Here is a 16,575-nt window from a genome sequence, read left to right as displayed (position 1 = left end):
ATGACGATCCACAATCTCTATCTCGATGTTGAAACCCTGCCGACGGACGACGAAGCGGTGAAGCGCTTCATTCTCGAAAGCATCGAGGCGCCGAGCAATTACAAGGATCCGCAGAAGATCTCGGACTACAAAGCGGAGAAGGCTTCCGAGGCCGTCGCGAAAACCGGTCTCGACGCCGCGTTCGGACGCCTCGCGATCATCGGATTCGCGATCGGCGACGATCCGGTCACCACATGGACGGCCACGGACGGCGAGGTCGAGAAGGACGGCGAGCGCTTCACGAAGCCGGGACTGTCGCCGTTCGACGAAAAAGCGCTGCTGCAATCGTTCTTTGAACTCTTCGACGGCAACGCAATCGTCCGCGTGATCGGGCACAACGTCGTCAACTTCGACATTCGCTTCATCGTCCAGAGAGCCGTCATTCTCGGATTGAAGATCCCGCGCTGGTTTCCGATCGCACCACGCGCATGGGACGACAACGTGTTCGATACGATGATCGCCTGGGCCGGTACGCACGACCGCGTCAGCCTCGACAAGCTGTCCAGAGCTCTTGGCATCGGCGGAAAATACGAAGGCCTGGACGGCAGCAAGTTCGCGGGGCTCTGGGCGACCGATCCCGTGCGAGCCGCGCTCTACTGCGCCGACGACGTAGAGAAGGCGCGTCTCATCCATCGCCGCATGTCGGCCTCGCTCTACACCGCTGCGTGAGGAGATCGGTCATGACGATATCGTGGACGATGGAAAGAGAATCGAGGCTCCAGTCCCTCGTCGTCGCTGGCGGCATGTCCTACAGCGCGATGGGGCGGATGCTGGATATGCCGCGCAGCGCGGTGCTCGGAAAGCTGAAGAGGCTTCGCGATAAAGGCGTCGCGTGGGTGCCTCCCAAGCAGGAAGTGAGGCTCGGGCAGGATGTGCGGTCCGCCAAACGATTGACGCTCGGTCAGGAAGCGTGCCCGCAGAGGCCGAGACGCGGGAAGGGCGCCGGGCCGCGTGACGCCGGAATCGCGAGGCGCGTCCAGTCGAAGCGGATGGCGGCCATGGTCAGTGGACTGCCCTTGTTCGACCGGAGTCTCAGGGCGTCGTCAACGCCGGAGAAGGCCATCCCGAAATCCGTCGTCATGGACGCCCCGACGTCGCTGCGGATCCCGTTCGTCGAGAGGACGTCGGTCCAGTGCGCGTGGATCGACGACGCAATCGAGACGCCGACGCCGCCGAAGACGCCGAAGAAAAAGGCGAAGCGGAAGGCCCGCGCCATGCCGCTGTTCGCCGAAATCATCGACGATGTCGCGGAACAAGAAGCGCAGGCGAAGGAATCGGCGGTCGTCGAGCCCGATCCCGTTGTCGAGCCCGAGGCGGTCGTCATCCCGTTCGGCGTGACCTGCTGCGGTCATCCGGTCGTCGGGCGCAGCTACTGCGCGCACCACAAGCTGGTCGCCTACGTGCCGGACAGCGCCAGGGGAGGACACTGATCATGCGGTGGGGAAAGACGATTTCCAAAAGAAGGCTGGCCGCGAAGATTCTCGCAGAAGTCGAGGCGATGCCGAAAGGCTCGAAATCCGTGATCGCAAAGAGAATCGGCGTCAGCAACGTCACGCGATCGCTCAGGTCGCCGGATGCCCACGACTTCGAATTCATTCGGGTGGCCGCGCACTACGGATACGCGCCGATCGGCAATTTCGAGGGAATGTTCGCGGCGGTCGAAAAGAAGGAAGCCGCATGATGACGAGGACATTCGACGCCAGGGGCTCTCCCTCGCCGGCGTGATCCAAGGGGACGGATGTCCCGCCGTGAAATCGAAGATCGAAAGGAAAACGCAATGGAAAACGGATTCGAAGAATTCCTCCGCAACCTCGCCGGCGCGAACAAATCCACGTCGCCGAGCATCCTGCCGGAGGCCGCGATTGCGAGACTGCGGGAAGCTGGGGAACGATATGCCGTCGGCAACCTGTTCAGGATCGGCGACATCGTCACGCCTCGCAAGGACTCGGATGTGAAGGGCGCCGGGGATCCGCATGTCGTCATCGAGACGAAAGATTCGAGCAAGGCGGAATTCGCGTTCGTCGGCGCGCCTGGTTCGAACACGTTTGGCCAGCGCCTCGACCTCCGCGTCCTGCACATCAGCAACGATCGGATCGTGCCGCACTGGGTCGAATCCTGGCAGTTCGAGTGGTGGACCGAACAGACCGCCGCCGCGGACGAGATCGAGATTCCGGTCGGCGCGGCGCGCAACTGATCGACGACGATCGTGGAAGACACCGGCGGCGATCGTGCCGCCGGAGAAACATCGTCAGGAGATATCGAAATGGAACTCCTCGTCAAAATCTATCTCGCGATCGGGATACTCTACGCGTCGTCGATCGCCATCGAAGCGCTGCGGGATCCGCATCGCGACGAATTCATTTCGGCGACTGTCGATGAAGCCGTCGCGCAGATTCCGTGGCTGTCACGGCGCGTGGTCGAGATCGCGACGCTCGTCGGATTCGGACTCTCACTCGCGCTGTCGGTCGTCACATGGCCGCTGGAAATGCGCCAGGAGATCAAGATCCGGGCTCGTCGAAAAGCGTTCATGCGCGTCAAAAAGCATTCATGAAACGCCATCGGCGTCGAAATTCATTCATGGCCGTCGAAAAACGTTCATGAAATCGACGATCCGCGAAAAACCATTCATGAAAGGAACAAATTATGGAAAACCGCTCCGAATTCGTCGATGGCCTGGTCGCGATGCTCGACGAAATCGAGGCCGCCGAGGCCCCGAAGCCGAAGCCGAAAAAGTTCGTGTTCCGGCGCAGGATAATTCAAAAGCCGGGGCCGGCGATCGTTGCGGAACCCGTGGCCGTGGCGCCGGTGGCTGTCGATGAGGACAGGGGTCCGAATCCGGAGGACTACCAGGGAAGATACCCGGAATACCTCGAGAAGCTGTTCGCGCCCAGGACGAAGCCGATGGTGATCCCGGACTGGGCGAGACCGGAGAACCGTCCGGAGAAGGATCCCGCGCTGACCTCGTTCGATCCGCCGCCGTCGACGAAAGAAAAGCCGATTCCCTATCGGTATCGCGATCTCCAGCCGGTCCCGCCGTCGCCGCCGAAAGAGACCATGGAGGAGTGGATGCGGCGTGTCGGCTTCACCGAGATTTTGCGCCGCGATCCCAATGCGCCGCGCTGGGACGGAACAGAGGCGGGAATGCGCGCAGTATTCGCATATCGCGCTGCTCGCAACGGCGAGACGGCGTGAGGCCTGAATACAACATCAGGAGATCGATCCGATGAGAATAAACGTCAACGCCGAAAGGGATTTCGCCGCCGCCATGATGGCGGAGATGGGCGCGCCGTCGCGTCCGCGTGCCGATGATGAGTCAATTGAGCCAACCTTTCGACAAAGGAAAGATCTCGACCGTGCAGCCGTCAAGCGGATGTATTTGGAGGGAATGAGGGTAAGGCATATCGCGGTCGAGTTGGGAGTGGCCGATAATGCGATCTACTACATCCTCTATAAATTCGGCATCATCGAAAGAAAGCCACGGAAGTTCAGTCCCGAAGAGACCAAGAAAAGGATCGCTGCGAAACTCGACGAGCCCCAGCGGCGCGCATTGCGCTGGTTTCAAGCCAACGGCGGCGTCGGAGTCCTGACGCACAATAGGGATCTGCTCTCTGGAGGGAAGGTCTGCCCGGCGCCGACCCCGGCATTGCACCATCTCCAAAGGCTCGGCCTCATCGAATATCGCGTCGTCATGACCGATATCGGACGAGAGATGGCAAATGATCTGGCAATGGAGGGACGGTGCGATGACACTCATTCCTGAAGACCTGAAGCTCCTGTCGATCGACATTCCTCCGGCGACATTCGCGCCTGGCTGGTATCCCGCGTTCATCACCGCCGCTGACGAGAGCGGCGACGATGGCGAGACGCTGACGCTGGCCGTGCATTGGAGTGGCCGAGAATGGCAGGGCGTCGATTCGGATCTGGCGTTCTGGATCTACTGGGCTCCGGACGTTTGGACGTCCCGTGAGGCAGCGAAGGAACGCGCCGACGAAATTGTCGAGAGCGGCTCGTTCCACGATCTCGAAATCATCGATCAGGCGCATTGACGAGGAAGGGATAGCGACGATGGGAGAAGTCATCCAACACGATTTCGGCCGTCGGGCTCGCGAGGCCCAGGCTCGCTTCGATCGCCTGATGCAATCCGCGTCGGATCGTCGCCGCGATATCGAAAAAGATCCGATCGGCGCCGTGGATGCCGCGTGCGACCGGTTGGCGAAGATCTATCGCGATATCGAATGCGCGAAGAACGCGCTGCGCTATTCGACGCCGGGATTTCTTTGGGAGACTCCAGATCCTACGGCGTCCAGGCGGCCTCCGGTCGTCATCGAAGCCAGCGACTACGATCGAATGAAGACGGCGTGCGAGATCATCGAGAAGATCGAAACGCACTAACGAACAAAGGGTAAACAAAGATGACCGAGATAATCCACATCCGCGAAATCGAAACCGACGAATACGCATTCATGCAATCGAGAACATACGCCACGATCTCCGGCGAGCGCGTGGAGTGCTGCTACCGATTTCGCTACGACGCCGACGGAACCGCGCTGTTGTCCGTGCATGTGTCGCGTGGCGATTTCGTCGATTACGACGGCGAAGTGCAGGACTGGCTCGAGACGGCGGAGCGCGTGACAGCGGGCGATATCGAGGCGGCTCGCATGATTGCCATCGGATTCGCTTCGCGCCCCGGCAGCGTCCACGAAGCGGAGGCGGTCTGAAATGATCGACCCTAACGAACGCATTGCCAACGCCCTCGATGTCGTCGAGCGTCTTCGCAGCGGCTGGCGTCCCGGCGAGTCCGCGCTGGCGGAGGCCGTCTTCATCGACGACTGGCTGCTCGTCAGCGATCCTGCGGAAGACGGCACCCATTCGCTTTACGGCGTGGTCAGCGGCCATCCACGGATTCGCGAAGGCCGGCTGACGCGCACCAGCATCGTGCTCTGGCTCGATCCGGAGGCCGGGATCGCGAGGACGGTGAGCCGCTGGTATCGGCTCGGGACGCCGCATGCTTTGCAGCGGATGGCGATGACAGACGAAGGCGAGGAATCGCCGACGTTGAAGATGTGAGGAATTCCCGATGTCGTGAGGACGACCGGGAGAAGAAGAAAGGAAGCGAAATGGACAACGAGAGACTCAAAGCGGTCGGGGTGTCGCGGGATCCTGAAAATGATCGCACGCTGCATGTCGCATTCAACCGGCCGGTGACGGACGACGAAATGCGCGTCATCCATGATGCCCTGCGCGGCGGACTGGACACGCTGGTGCTCGGCGCACTCGAAGTCGGGTTGGAATACGGAAGTCGCGGATTCGCTGCGAAGCCGGCGCCGGGCGTCAAGCACTGAAGGGCCAAAGACATGAGCATCAAAGCCGAAATCATCGACTATGCCGGCGACACGGATGAGCAGGCGCTGGCGATCATCGTGCCGCTTTCGCGGTTCCGAGAGATCTGGAAGGACCAGGAAGGCCGGAAGATCCTCGAATTCGAGGCCGGGCGCGAGCATGAGTTCGCCGACGATCTGACGACGATAATGAACCGTGAAATCCAGCATGGATGGACGGAGATCGATTCCTGGATGTTCTCGCTGCTGCGCGAACTGCAAAGGGAAGGCGCGCCGGCGAGAGGCGTCGGGAATCCCGAGAGCAAGGCGGCTTGACGGCGAATCGCTCTCGATTCACCTCTCAATCCGAATGGTTTGTTGCGCGTCCCGATTAACTCGCGTTCGGAAGGAAAGCTCGATGAGCATCGACATCAAGGAAAACCCGGCATTCACGGCGAAGAAATACGTTTCCTTCGTAGCCGCGCATCTCGCGCACAGCATCGGCGTGCCGGTCGAGGAGATCGCGCCGGGATTGCAGATCCAAGGAAGCGAGACGCACGACGGCTCGGCTGCGTCGATCAACTGGATCGACGACGAGCACTATGCCGATCCCAGGGTAATAGTAAGCGCCGTGTCTGGCAGCCCCACCGTCAAATCGGAGGCGGATATCCTCGAGGTCGGCGAAGGCGTCGTCGCGAGGATCGCGGAGCTGGAGGAGAATAATCGGAATCTCGGAGCGCGGCTCGACGAGAAATCCCTCGAGCGTGCAAATCTGGTGAGGAATATCGCGGCTCGCGACCGGGAGATCGCCGATCTGAAGCGCGATCTCAATGCGAAGGACACCGAGATCTCGAAGCTGAAGGTCGAACTCCACGACACCGCGCAGGGCTATACACTCCGGAAGGTCATATCGAAGGCGCTCGAGCAGGTGCTTGCGAAGAAGGACGCCGAGATCGAGCGTCTGGAATTCGACCTCGCCGACATGACGGCGGCCCGCGACGGGCGTCAGAAGAACTTCGACCGGCTTCTCGAAAAGGTTCGGGCCGTCACAAGGCAGATTACATCCATCAATGCGTCTCCAGGTATCGCAGGGGAGATCGAGTTCTCCGGGATTCCTCGGAAAATTCTGATTCCGACCGGCTTCGCGTCTTCCATCATGGATCTTTGGTCAGCCGAACGCGACCACTGAAACCGTGTCGAATTCACGATTGCCCGGCGACGGTGGCTGCCGGGCAATCGACACGAAGTCCGACTCTTGACGACGAATCACTTCGTATTCACCGCTTGATTCATCGGCCGTCCGTCGCGGCGGCCCGTGTTCCGTTATGCATGATTTACGGGCGTCCAACTCCTTTTGTGTTCTTGGAAGGGAAGACGATGGCGAGGAAGAATGAAGTAGCGCTGACGAGTCTCAAGGAACTCGAAGTCGGCGATATCGTGCGGCATAAAAGCGGCGGCGCGGGGTATGTCGTCACGACGAACTTCGTCGATCGCGTCACGGCGGTTCGATCTGTGGATGTGACGAATCCCGGTGAATGGCTGAAGATCACGAACGACAACGAGGCCGTCCCCGTCACCCGGCTTTATCCCGACGACAACGAGAACAACGGCGCCGAGAAGGTCTCCGAAGCCTTCGCGCCTGGGAGGGCGGTGCCTGCTGGAAGCGGCGGGGACGGAGGGGACGACTCCGGAAAGCATCGCGGCTACGCCACGCTGCGGCAACTATTCCTCGATGGCCCGACTTCCGATGACGGCATCGCATCCCAGACCGATCGTCTGATAGCGGTCGAAAGGGGATGGGTGGAAAGACGGGGCGGTTATTCGTTTCTGACGAACTCCGGTGTCCGCGTCGCCCTGGATTTCGGCCTGGATCGCGAGAAGGAACGGTCGGACCGCGAACGGCGCGAGGCTGCGGATAAGATCGCCGACTTGGAGAAGAAACTCGCGGGATGGGGGAATTCCTTCGCGAACTTCCTTTCGGGCGCCGAAGACATTCGGAAGCGCAACGAGGCGGCGGAACTCAAGAATGCCGTCTCCACCTTCCTCGCCGACGTAAAGAAACTCGGCGGACGCGACATTCCGGACCTCGAGGCGGCGACGAAATGGTTCGCGACGCAAGTGGCGTGCATCCGCGAGCAGAACGGCCTGAACTTCAAACTGACGATGAAAGTTCGCGATCTGGAAGCGCAGATCAGAGAACTCACGACGCAAAAGGTTTCGTCGGCATCCGTCGCTATCGAAAATTTCCTTTGGGACGCTTCCGAGGCGCTCCGTACGTTTACTCCGTTTACGCGTCTAGAGTCTGTTCTGGGATACATCCAGAATCAAGTGGAACTCGTCCGGAACCAAGAAGTGCAGATCAAGGACAAGGCCGACACCATTCTCGGCGCCAACGCGACGATCGACGTGCTGGAGCGCAATCTGAAAGAGGAGCGGGCATCGAAGGCGCAGGTCCGCGACGAAACGGAGTCGCTGCGGGCGCATCTGAAGACGGAGCAGGCGTCAACGCTCGCTCGGCAAGAGGAAATCTGGCGTCTCGAATCCCTGGTCGCAGAAAAGGATCACGTGATCTCCAAGCTGCGCGAGGAGATCACGGGGCATGTCGCCGACGTCGCGCTGTTGCGGAATCGAAATGCCGAGGCGGCGGCCCGCGTCGAACACATTTCGTCGTCGCAGGAGCTGGCGGTCCGTCGAATCGTCGATATCCAGGATCGCGTCGAGGCCGTCGTCTACGATCCGCTCGGGAAGACCGTCATTCGCCTGAAGGCGGGCTTCGACGGACTCGAAGAGCCGTATGACCTCGCGGTGACGAAGGGCTTCGCGGACCGTATCGGCGCGCTGAGATCCCTGAGCGTGCACGGCATAGCCGTCCTCTGATCCACGCTGACGAAATACAGCCCGGCGGCATGGGGTCGCCGGGAACGGACCGGGATTCCGTCCGAGGACATCGATCATGAGCAAGACGCATCGGTATTTCATTCTGGAAAAAAAGACCTCCCCGAAGCGTGTCAACGAGGAAGTCGTTCTCGACCTCGGGCCGGCGTCGATGCAGGTGCTGTCGAACGCGGAACGCGACGTCCTCGACGAACGCCGCCGTCAGATCACCAAGGGCTACGACGCCGAACACGACGACGAGCATGTGGACGGCGAGATCGCACGCGCGGCCATTGCTCGCATCCAGCGCGCGATGGGGGAGTCGCACTACTCGGCGTCTCCTACCGCCCGCGAAAAACTCGTCGATGGCGTCGCTATGCTCATCGCGGAGATCGAGCGGCTGGATCGGGCGAAGGCGGAGGGCTGACGCGATGGCCAAGCGCAAACAACCCAAGCAGTCCGACGCGCCGACCGTCATCGACTTCGAAGTCTACGGACGCGCCGCACGGATCTTCGAAGTCGAATGCCGGGCAAAGGGCGCGCTGCTGCCCTGGGGATTCGGCTTTCTCTCGGACGAATTGCAGGAGCCTTATCTGGCGCGGGCGCGTGCGGAAATGATGGCGGAACAGGTGGAGGGGTGAACGTGGCGAACAAAAGGAAGCTCGATCCCGCCGAGGCCATGCGCCTTCGCAACGAGGGTGTCTCCGTCGGGGGCATCGCGGCTCGGTTCGGAGTCAGGGAGGCCACCGTCTACATATGCCTTCGAAGGGCTGGCGTGCTTCCAGTCAACGGCTCGCAGTCGAAATACGACTATGCCGGCATTCGAGCGCTTCGCGAGCAAGGGAAGAGCATCGGCGTCATCGCGAAGGAGACCGGGGTGCCCGAGAGCGTCGTTCTCAATGCATGCACCGGGATGCGGGTGAAGGTGACGCAGAAGGTGACGCAGAAGGCACCCTTGCCTTCGAGGATCGACACTCTCGAGGTCGGGCGCCTGTACAGATCCGGAGTGCCGAATTCGGAAATCGCGATACGGCTCGGATGTTCCCAGCAATACATCAGCCAAATCACCATGAGGGTGAGGAAGAGCGGAAGATTCGGAGACCGCTTCGAGATCAAGGCGGTTTCGCAGCCGTTTGAATTCCACGGTCGCCAGTGGAGCGTGAAGAAGATCAGGCATCGCTTCGCGAACGAATACGGGTGGGTAGTCGATCTCCCGATCTTTCTCGACGGCAAGCTGATCGACGCGGAATTGAACGTTGGCGAAAACGATGGTGATGATCTCTATATCCGCGTTCGCGGCGAGATCGGGCGCGAGAACTTCGGGGAGATCCCGTCGTCGGGGCAAAACTTCCCGCTCGGAACGCCGTGGATCGAGATCGTCGAAGTCGGGCTGCGCCAGTTCGCCGATCACTGGGCATTCAGGAATCCGCATGAAATCGTTCCGTCGGCGGCGCCGATAGAAGCCCACGGCCACAGATGGGAAGCCGTCCTAACGCCTCGGGCGATTCTGAAGGACTGGATGTTCCAGGTTCTCATGGACGGAAATAGCCTCGATCCCTTGAAATACGGCATCCTCATCGAGCGCAAGCCCGACGGATCCTGCCTCGCGCATGTCACCGGCGAGATTTCGCCGGGGAATTTCGGGACGCTGAATGCGTTCGAAGATCCCGCGCCGGGACTGAATTGTCTCCGGAAGGCGCTCGCGATGGTGGCCGATCACTGGGAGCGGAATACGGATCCGACGGGACGTCATGCGCGTCGCGCCGCCCTGTTCGACAAGGTCTCGGAGGCTCTTTCCGGAGCCGTCCTCGAGAGCCGCGACATCAGGATCGCGATCAGCAATCACTGGAATATGGATCTGGCCCGGCGCGTCGTGGACGCCTTGGAGCCGCTGGATGACGGGAGGAGGGCGTCATGAAATTCGCGAATTACGATTACGTGGACAGGATGCAGGTGAATGTCACGGACGTCGACGGCATGGCCGGCCACTCCGGCATTGTCATCACCTGCGCCGAAGGCCTTTCAATCGGCATGAAGAGAATAGAGGCCTGGCGTCTCTTCGTGAAGCGGCGCTTCGTGAAGGAGGTCGTCCGATTGCAGATGTTGGTGGCGCGCCCGCAGAACGGAGGCGGCATCGACAACTTCGTCATTGCAGGCGACGATTTGATGAGGCTCTCCCGACGTGGATATGTGGAGCGTCCAGTGACGCTAATTCCCGGCATCGACGACGACACGTGTCTCAAAGCCGGAAGCCCGACGTTCCATCCGAACAGTGTGGACGATCCAACGCCTTATTCAGGTTTGCGAATTTCATTCAACGGCCAGCCATGGCTTCTGATGCTGTTCGTCAACAAAGCCATTCGCGACATGAACTACATCTACGACTGGTTCTGCTCGCTTCCGACACGCGAGGCGCTCAAGGTTCCCAGAATGTCGATGGCCGATGCTCTTCGTGCTTCGCATGAGTGGCACGTCGCTATCGAGGGTCGGAAAATCCAACGCACGGATGCCACTCCGATCACGGTGTCGCGCAAGGAGACCGGCGCCGGCGAGAGGATCGTGCTCGAAGACGGCATGTATTGGATTCGCCTGGAAACGGCGGACGAACTCCGGCGCGAGACCGAGAGCCAGGGCCATTGCGTCGGGCGCGGCTCCTATGATCGCTACGTCGGCGCCCGTCTTCAGCCGCCGCCGTTCGGCATCTGGTCGCTACGGAAGGATCGCGGTGACAAGGGAATGCAGGTGTTCCTGACGGCGGAGGTCGGCAGGTCGATGATCTTCCTATATGAGCGGGATCACTCCACCAATCTCAGACAGGTCAAGGCCGTCAACAATCTCCCGCCGCTTCCGGAGTGGCAGCCGTGGATCGACGTGTTGGATCGTAGAGTCAACCAATCGCTGTCGCTGCCTGTCGCTGCGGAATAAGGAGATCAACATGTCGCGCATCGAGAATCTGAAGAAAGCGATCAGGGCCATCGAGAATTGCGAGGACGCGCCGACGGGGGCACTCGCGTTCGAGATCCGCCGGGTGATCGGAGAACGATCGGCATCCGTTCAAGATCGCGTGTTTTCGCTGCAAGGCTCCCGCGATCTGGTCGAGGCGATATTCCCCGGCTGGTGGTATCGCTCGGGATGGTGCGGGATTTCGGGCGACGCGGACATTGGACCCGACTATCATCGCGCCGGCGCCGACGAGCGGATGATCGAGGAATTCCCGCCGGCGCTGTTCGACGGCGTGTTCGCGGTCGATCTCCAAAACAACGGACATCTGATCCGCGAGCGCGAAAGCATGGCGATCGTGCACTGTATCTTGCATGCGCTCCTGCGTGTCGAGCAGATGAACGCCGGCATCCTGAGGAAGGACGGTCCCGCCGTCTATCCCTGGAAGGCGATCAGCGAGGACGACTATGGCGACGTCAAGCCGACGCGTGGAGACGGCTGGTATCCGGTCATCGTCGGCTATGCGGACGGCGACGAATGCACCGGAGCGCCTTCGGGAGAGACGTTTCAAGCCGACGCCCTCGAATTCCTGAACGGGTCGTGGCGCGTTGAAGAGACATGGAATGCCTCGGCCATCGTCGCCTTCGCGAACGAACGCTACGATGATCAGGATGACGCATACGAGCGAGCCGAGGAGATCCTGGCGACGCGGCAGTGGGCACGGTGATCATGACGACAATTGACGACCAGCCTGAGATCGATCCCGAGGACGGCGCACGATGGATAGTCGGTCGTTACGATTCCGGCGCCATGAGTGAGGGAGTCCTGTCCGTTGTAAGGCAGCTTGACGACGAATCGATTGCCCTTCACCCGATATCTCAATCGAAGAACGGTGGTGGAGGGACGTCGGGATGTCGAAGACCATTAGCTGGAAATCCAAGGCCCGCGCCCTGGCGAGGGAGGCGACCAAGGGTCTCGAAAAGCGGATTGTCGACGGCATAGTCGACGGAATAGAAACGGAGCTCGCCCAGGAACACGGCGAACTGAACGGCGCGCTTCGCGTGGATTACGATCCGCCGCAGGAATGCCTTCCCGAGGGTCTTCCGGCGCCGCGCCTGCAATTGCGGTGGGAGCATACCGGGTCGGAGCCCTATAATCGCATTTGCTACTACGAACTCGTGCTGCCGATCGGGAAGGACGACATTCGGCGCTCGGATGGAAAAGAAGACGAGAGCGGGTTCTGTGTCATCGATCTTGGGGCGTCGAGGAGCGACAGCGAGCGCGCGTTCGAGACGACGCCTCTCGAATGGCTGGACCCGTATCGCAACGGCTGTCATGCGATCTGGGACAGCGAGGCGCTCGGTTTCATCCCGATCTTTCTCATCGCCCCCGACGGCAAATGGGTGCAATACGCCCCCGAATACTGGAACAAGAAGGCGGCTACCAAGGGCTCGCCGTTCGCGGCTCCATCGTCGAAATTCGATCCCCTGTCCCGCACATCGGAGGATGACCGGCTTTCCCGCATCGTCTGGTGGCTGAAAGAAAAGCGCGAACATTGGCATCGCGATCTGGTCAGATATCGCGGCGATCCTCTGACGGAGATCCTCGGCCTGCTGGACGATCCCGACGGCAAGAATGCGGGGGTCGTCCGCATGGCCTTCGAGGCCGGCGTCGCAACGGGGAGCTACTCGCAGGCCGATGCGCTGTTTCACGAAATCGAGCGGCTTCGCGTTCTCGGCAAGGGAGTGGACTCCCAATGAGCAAGCGATCCAATGAACTGCGTCTTCAGGCTCTCGAATTCGCCAAGGGATCCATCGTGACGCAGGCTCTCGGGCGCCTGATCGAGCAGGTGCTCGAGGAGGTTCACGCCACCAAGGTCGCGCCGCTGATCGAGGAGAACGAGACGCTGCGTCAAAGGATCCATGTCCTCGAGAAGGCGCTGGAGGACTCCGGAGGCGACACGCGATGACGCCGAAGGAGGAAGTCGCCGCGATCCTCGATCTGCGGCAGCGGAAACTGGGCTATGCGGCGATCTCCGAGGCGACCGGGATTCCGGAATACGCCGTCGCACAGGTCGTCCGCTGCGCGGCGCCGGAGCTTGCCGGGCATCCCAATCGACGCCTGAGGCGCGAGGACGCCTTGAGGTGGCGGGATGAGGGTATCCCGCAGGCCGAGATGGCGCGGCGCGCCGGGGTGTCCACCGCCGCGGTGTCGATGTGTCTGCGCCGCGCCGGCGTCCAGCCGAGGTTCAGGGCGCCGGGACGGGAGGAGATCGAGCGGCTGCGGGAACTGCGCTCGCAGGGGAAATCGCTCGGCGTCATTTCCTTCGAGACCGGTGTGCCCGTGCATCGCGTTCGATATGCATCCGAGGGCGTCGTCGTGGACGCGGTGGAGACGATGTGGAGCCTGAGGGAAAAGGAGAGGATCGCATGTTGATGAATCGAATCCATGGACGGCCCGCGCCGTGATCACGATCCTTTTTCTTGTCGTCCTGGTGCTGCTGCTGACGGTGCAGTTCGCCGCCGCCAATCCGCTGGAGGATTTCTTCGGAGGCCTGTTCGGCGGTCCGCAGCCGCCGGCGCCGCAGGTCCGGAAATCGAGATCGCGGGCGCATGCGTCCCTGCCGGTCATTGCCGGCGGCGGGAGTCTGCTGGCCGTCGCGCAGAGATATGTCGGCGCGAGGAACTTCACGGGATTTCGGGGGCCATGGTGCGGTGCGGCGATGAGCATCGTCGCTTCCGAGGCGACGGGGCGGCACTATTGGATATTGCGAGCTCGGGACTGGGCGCGCGTCGGACGACCGACGGCGCCGCATCCCGGCGCCGTCGCGGTGCTTCCGCATCATGTCGGCACCGTCCGTGCCCTCGATGAAGACGGGAATCCCTATCTGGCGGGCGGAAATCAGTCTGGACGCTTCAGCATAAAACGATTCCCGGCTCGGAATGTCATCGCCTACAGGGAGATCGAGTGATGGAATCCAGTAATGAAAGAGATCCTGTCGAGAAGGCTCTTCTAGATTTCGCCCATGCAAAAACCGATGACGAGAAGATAGAGGCGTGGGGTAGATACGTCGAGGCTCATGCTGCTCGCGAGGTTGCGATGTGGAAAGAAATGCGGCGGATCGAGTCACCTGCTCAAAACGGCTTGTGATTTTCACGCGCCCGATTCACCTCCTTGTTCGTGGTGCCTGAAATTCAACCCTGCCCGCCGGGCTTGTAGGCGGGACCAGAGTCGTCATACCGAACAAGGACTCGAAGATGCGTAACATGCTCGCAGCTATCGCACTGGCGCCGCATCTGTGGAGCGGAACCGGTCCGTTCCTCGAGACGCCCGAGGAGCGATCCGAACGCAGGCGCACTCGGGCGGCCGGCGAGGAACGGGAACGCATCGACGCCGAGCAACGCCGGCGGATGCAGGCGGAGAAGGCCAAGCCGATCATCGCGGCGGCCGAGGCGAAGCGACGCCGGAAAAGATTGAAGCGCCTGAAGGACGCCGGGAAGCTCGTCGTCGGCGTCGATATCGGCGGAAACGACGGCGACTTCACGGCGGCGTTCGTAGACGGGAAGCCGATCGATCTCGGCGATCTCAAGGTGAAGGCGAGGCGCGATCCGGCATGGGATATGACGCAGATCACCCGTGAAATGATGGAGTCTGGCTGGTCCTTCGACGGAATTTTATCGCCAATCCTGAAAACAGGTGCCGGCGCTTCCACGAATTCCGTCGCCTTTCCGAGAGCCAAAACGCCGACGCTGGCGGATTGCGCGAGAGCCGTCGCCGCGCCATCTCCAATCCCGCGATATTTCGAGCGCATGTCGGTCGGAGTCCTGGAGGCGAAATCCTCCAAGTCGACGACGCGATGGAAGGTATTCCTGCGCGGGAAGACGATCTACGTCCTTCCCAGCGCGTGGGTCGCGATAGCGTCGGCGTTGGCGCTGGAAGATAACGGCGAGGCGCAACTGGTCTTCGACGACGGAAAGCCCTTCGCGCCGATGTCGTTTCACGACGGTTTCAAGATCGAGATCGTTTCGACATCCGAATTCATGGCGCTGGAACGCGAATTCGTCATCTGCGTCATCCGCCGCTTCAACGATCTGCCGAGCATCGACCAAAGCACAATTCTCACACGTCTCGGCATCGAAGCCGACTGGGCGCCGAAGGACGGATCGATCTCGGATAAGGACGCTTTGCGTAAGATCGTAGAGCGCGGGCTGCTGGACGCCTTGGATGTTGCGGTTTCGGAGATCGAGGGAAAAAGGGAGGGCGCAGCGAGATGACGACGAATGTGAAGGATGTCGAGGCCGAGATCACCGCCGTGGTCAACGAGGCGCTGCGCGTCAGGGCGCCTGGGCAGGATATCAGCACTGTGACGGCGAAGGCCATTTCCGACAATTTCGTCATCGGAAGGCGTCGTGAGAAGAAATCGAAGGCGAAAAAGCGAATGAGGCTGCTCATCCAGGTCGATGCCGACAAGGATGTCCCTCAGAACACCTTGCGCGGAGCCCTATATGATTCATTGAAGAATGCGGAATCCAATTTCGAATTCAAGGTTTATCGACCCGATGAAGGGGGTTATGTAAAAAAGCGCGGCAATATCTACTGGAGTTCGATGGAACTCAAACAGCTATCGTCGAGGATCAAGGAACTGAAGAAGGTTTCCACAAAGTCAGATGATCATGACGGCGTGGTGGATGACGCCGCATGACCGACGCCGCCACGCCCCCCTGGATCGCATCGCTGTATGACGTCGAGCAGCCGACGGACGACGATATCGTCGCGATGATCGAGCGGCATTTTCACGATGACAAGGACGGCCTTGACGCCGCGCTCGGGGCGGTCGACGTGGACAGGCTCGCTCCGGAATTCATGGTCGGGATCGCCCGAGGACTGTTCCCGGCGGCGAAGCATCTGCGGAACTGGCGTCCTTACGTCGAGCGAGCCTATGCGTCGCTGACGAGGCGGAATCTCGATGCATGTGAACTGATGCAGGGACTGATACCGGAAGAGAAGGAGACGGGGATGACGACGACCAGGAATATCGAAGCCGAGGTCACCGCCGTCGTCGAGAAGGCGCTGCGGGAGGCGCCGGCTGGCGAGGATGCCACCGAAGCGGTGATGCAGGCCGTGATCGATCATGTTCGGGAATCCGGACTCCTTGAGGAGGCTGCGCTGAATGTTGCCGTCGCGGCATTGGAACGATGGCGCGACGACAATGCGGAGATCGAGCGCATTCTGGCGATGTCCGAAGGGGAACTCGATGCGGAAATCCGTGCTCAGGGTCTCGACCCGGCGCAGGTGGTCGCGGAAGGAATGGCGGCGTTCGAGAAGGCGCTGGAAAAGGTCCGAAAAGTCGGAAAACCGGTTTCGCGGTCGGAAAACGAGTTTTAAAGCCCGAATTGTCGGAAAA

28 protein-coding genes are annotated in these 16,575 nt (G+C 60.9%); all 28 read left to right on the top strand.

Going from position 1 to position 16,575, the window contains the following annotated elements; translation table 11 throughout:
• The 28 genes from K369_RS13960 to K369_RS13830 all read left to right on the top strand — a co-directional run bounded on the left by K369_RS13960 (window position 1) and on the right by K369_RS13830 (window position 16,556).
• Complete coding sequence (locus tag K369_RS13960) at window positions 1-708, top strand: 3'-5' exonuclease (protein WP_036291983.1); 708 nt, start codon at window positions 1-3, stop codon at window positions 706-708.
• A gap of 11 nt (window positions 709-719) precedes the next feature.
• Window positions 720-1,469, top strand: a complete 750-nt coding sequence (locus K369_RS13955; protein WP_036291981.1) for a GcrA family cell cycle regulator — start codon at window positions 720-722, stop codon at window positions 1,467-1,469.
• A gap of 2 nt (window positions 1,470-1,471) precedes the next feature.
• Complete coding sequence (locus K369_RS13950; protein WP_036291979.1) at window positions 1,472-1,720, top strand: hypothetical protein; 249 nt, start codon at window positions 1,472-1,474, stop codon at window positions 1,718-1,720.
• A 96-nt stretch (window positions 1,721-1,816) separates the two neighbouring features.
• Entirely contained in the window at window positions 1,817-2,233 is a 417-nt protein-coding gene (locus tag K369_RS13945; RefSeq protein ID WP_051949290.1) for a hypothetical protein, read from the top strand.
• Between the two features lie 12 nt (window positions 2,234-2,245).
• On the top strand, window positions 2,246-2,590 hold the full coding sequence (locus K369_RS13940; RefSeq protein WP_156967903.1) for a hypothetical protein: 345 nt from the start codon (window positions 2,246-2,248) through the stop codon (window positions 2,588-2,590).
• Window positions 2,591-2,682: 92 nt separating this feature from the next.
• Window positions 2,683-3,231 (top strand): hypothetical protein, encoded by a 549-nt coding sequence (locus K369_RS13935; protein WP_036291976.1) that lies wholly within the window; start codon window positions 2,683-2,685, stop codon window positions 3,229-3,231.
• Between the two features lie 31 nt (window positions 3,232-3,262).
• A complete protein-coding gene (locus K369_RS13930; protein ID WP_036291974.1) occupies window positions 3,263-3,799 on the top strand; it encodes a hypothetical protein in 537 nt (178 codons plus the stop codon).
• The gene (locus K369_RS13925; protein WP_156967902.1) at window positions 3,756-4,085 is read left to right on the top strand and encodes a hypothetical protein; all 330 of its coding nucleotides are present in this window, start codon (window positions 3,756-3,758) and stop codon (window positions 4,083-4,085) included. Before K369_RS13930 ends, K369_RS13925 begins: the two co-directional genes overlap by 44 nt.
• A gap of 19 nt (window positions 4,086-4,104) precedes the next feature.
• On the top strand, window positions 4,105-4,431 hold the full coding sequence (locus K369_RS13920) for a hypothetical protein (RefSeq protein ID WP_156967901.1): 327 nt from the start codon (window positions 4,105-4,107) through the stop codon (window positions 4,429-4,431).
• 20 nt (window positions 4,432-4,451) lie between these two features.
• A complete protein-coding gene (locus tag K369_RS13915) occupies window positions 4,452-4,757 on the top strand; it encodes a hypothetical protein (protein ID WP_036291968.1) in 306 nt (101 codons plus the stop codon).
• A 1-nt stretch (window position 4,758) separates the two neighbouring features.
• Window positions 4,759-5,106 (top strand): DUF6634 family protein, encoded by a 348-nt coding sequence (locus tag K369_RS13910; protein WP_051949289.1) that lies wholly within the window; start codon window positions 4,759-4,761, stop codon window positions 5,104-5,106.
• A gap of 50 nt (window positions 5,107-5,156) precedes the next feature.
• Complete coding sequence (locus K369_RS13905; RefSeq protein ID WP_036291966.1) at window positions 5,157-5,381, top strand: hypothetical protein; 225 nt, start codon at window positions 5,157-5,159, stop codon at window positions 5,379-5,381.
• Between the two features lie 12 nt (window positions 5,382-5,393).
• Window positions 5,394-5,693, top strand: a complete 300-nt coding sequence (locus K369_RS13900) for a hypothetical protein (protein WP_036291964.1) — start codon at window positions 5,394-5,396, stop codon at window positions 5,691-5,693.
• Between the two features lie 82 nt (window positions 5,694-5,775).
• Window positions 5,776-6,546 carry a hypothetical protein gene (locus K369_RS13895; RefSeq protein ID WP_036291962.1) on the top strand — a complete coding sequence of 257 codons (771 nt, stop codon included), beginning with the start codon at window positions 5,776-5,778 and terminating at the stop codon, window positions 6,544-6,546.
• A 188-nt stretch (window positions 6,547-6,734) separates the two neighbouring features.
• Window positions 6,735-8,234 (top strand): hypothetical protein, encoded by a 1,500-nt coding sequence (locus tag K369_RS13890; protein ID WP_156967900.1) that lies wholly within the window; start codon window positions 6,735-6,737, stop codon window positions 8,232-8,234.
• A 76-nt stretch (window positions 8,235-8,310) separates the two neighbouring features.
• Window positions 8,311-8,658, top strand: coding sequence for a hypothetical protein (locus tag K369_RS13885; protein ID WP_051949288.1), 348 nt, complete (start codon window positions 8,311-8,313; stop codon window positions 8,656-8,658).
• Window positions 8,659-8,662: 4 nt separating this feature from the next.
• Window positions 8,663-8,872 carry a hypothetical protein gene (locus tag K369_RS13880; protein WP_036291958.1) on the top strand — a complete coding sequence of 70 codons (210 nt, stop codon included), beginning with the start codon at window positions 8,663-8,665 and terminating at the stop codon, window positions 8,870-8,872.
• A gap of 2 nt (window positions 8,873-8,874) precedes the next feature.
• The gene (locus K369_RS13875; protein WP_156967899.1) at window positions 8,875-10,149 is read left to right on the top strand and encodes a hypothetical protein; all 1,275 of its coding nucleotides are present in this window, start codon (window positions 8,875-8,877) and stop codon (window positions 10,147-10,149) included.
• Complete coding sequence (locus K369_RS13870) at window positions 10,146-11,156, top strand: PcfJ domain-containing protein (RefSeq protein ID WP_036291953.1); 1,011 nt, start codon at window positions 10,146-10,148, stop codon at window positions 11,154-11,156. The genes K369_RS13875 and K369_RS13870 overlap by 4 nt, the downstream gene beginning before the upstream one ends.
• Window positions 11,157-11,166: 10 nt before the next feature.
• Window positions 11,167-11,898 (top strand): hypothetical protein, encoded by a 732-nt coding sequence (locus K369_RS13865; protein ID WP_036291952.1) that lies wholly within the window; start codon window positions 11,167-11,169, stop codon window positions 11,896-11,898.
• A 184-nt stretch (window positions 11,899-12,082) separates the two neighbouring features.
• The gene (locus K369_RS13860; RefSeq protein WP_036291950.1) at window positions 12,083-12,931 is read left to right on the top strand and encodes a hypothetical protein; all 849 of its coding nucleotides are present in this window, start codon (window positions 12,083-12,085) and stop codon (window positions 12,929-12,931) included.
• Entirely contained in the window at window positions 12,928-13,140 is a 213-nt protein-coding gene (locus K369_RS13855) for a hypothetical protein (RefSeq protein WP_036291948.1), read from the top strand. The genes K369_RS13860 and K369_RS13855 overlap by 4 nt, the downstream gene beginning before the upstream one ends.
• Window positions 13,137-13,607 (top strand): hypothetical protein, encoded by a 471-nt coding sequence (locus tag K369_RS13850; protein ID WP_036291947.1) that lies wholly within the window; start codon window positions 13,137-13,139, stop codon window positions 13,605-13,607. The genes K369_RS13855 and K369_RS13850 overlap by 4 nt, the downstream gene beginning before the upstream one ends.
• Before the next feature lie 28 nt (window positions 13,608-13,635).
• Complete coding sequence (locus K369_RS13845) at window positions 13,636-14,142, top strand: hypothetical protein (RefSeq protein ID WP_036291945.1); 507 nt, start codon at window positions 13,636-13,638, stop codon at window positions 14,140-14,142.
• A complete protein-coding gene (locus K369_RS26525; protein ID WP_156967898.1) occupies window positions 14,142-14,321 on the top strand; it encodes a hypothetical protein in 180 nt (59 codons plus the stop codon). Before K369_RS13845 ends, K369_RS26525 begins: the two co-directional genes overlap by 1 nt.
• A 107-nt stretch (window positions 14,322-14,428) precedes the next feature.
• Window positions 14,429-15,445 carry a hypothetical protein gene (locus K369_RS13840; protein ID WP_210165052.1) on the top strand — a complete coding sequence of 339 codons (1,017 nt, stop codon included), beginning with the start codon at window positions 14,429-14,431 and terminating at the stop codon, window positions 15,443-15,445.
• A complete protein-coding gene (locus tag K369_RS13835; RefSeq protein WP_036291941.1) occupies window positions 15,442-15,873 on the top strand; it encodes a hypothetical protein in 432 nt (143 codons plus the stop codon). The genes K369_RS13840 and K369_RS13835 overlap by 4 nt, the downstream gene beginning before the upstream one ends.
• Window positions 15,870-16,556: a hypothetical protein gene (locus K369_RS13830; protein WP_036291939.1), complete on the top strand. Its 687-nt coding sequence runs from the start codon at window positions 15,870-15,872 to the stop codon at window positions 16,554-16,556. The genes K369_RS13835 and K369_RS13830 overlap by 4 nt, the downstream gene beginning before the upstream one ends.
• Window positions 16,557-16,575 lie beyond the last annotated feature (19 nt).

It is taken from the genome of Methylosinus sp. PW1 (assembly GCF_000745215.1).
In the GTDB taxonomy this organism is placed as follows: domain Bacteria; phylum Pseudomonadota; class Alphaproteobacteria; order Rhizobiales; family Beijerinckiaceae; genus Methylosinus.
Note: the sequence above shows the minus strand (reverse complement) of the source record. Positions and strands in the feature narration are given on the sequence as shown.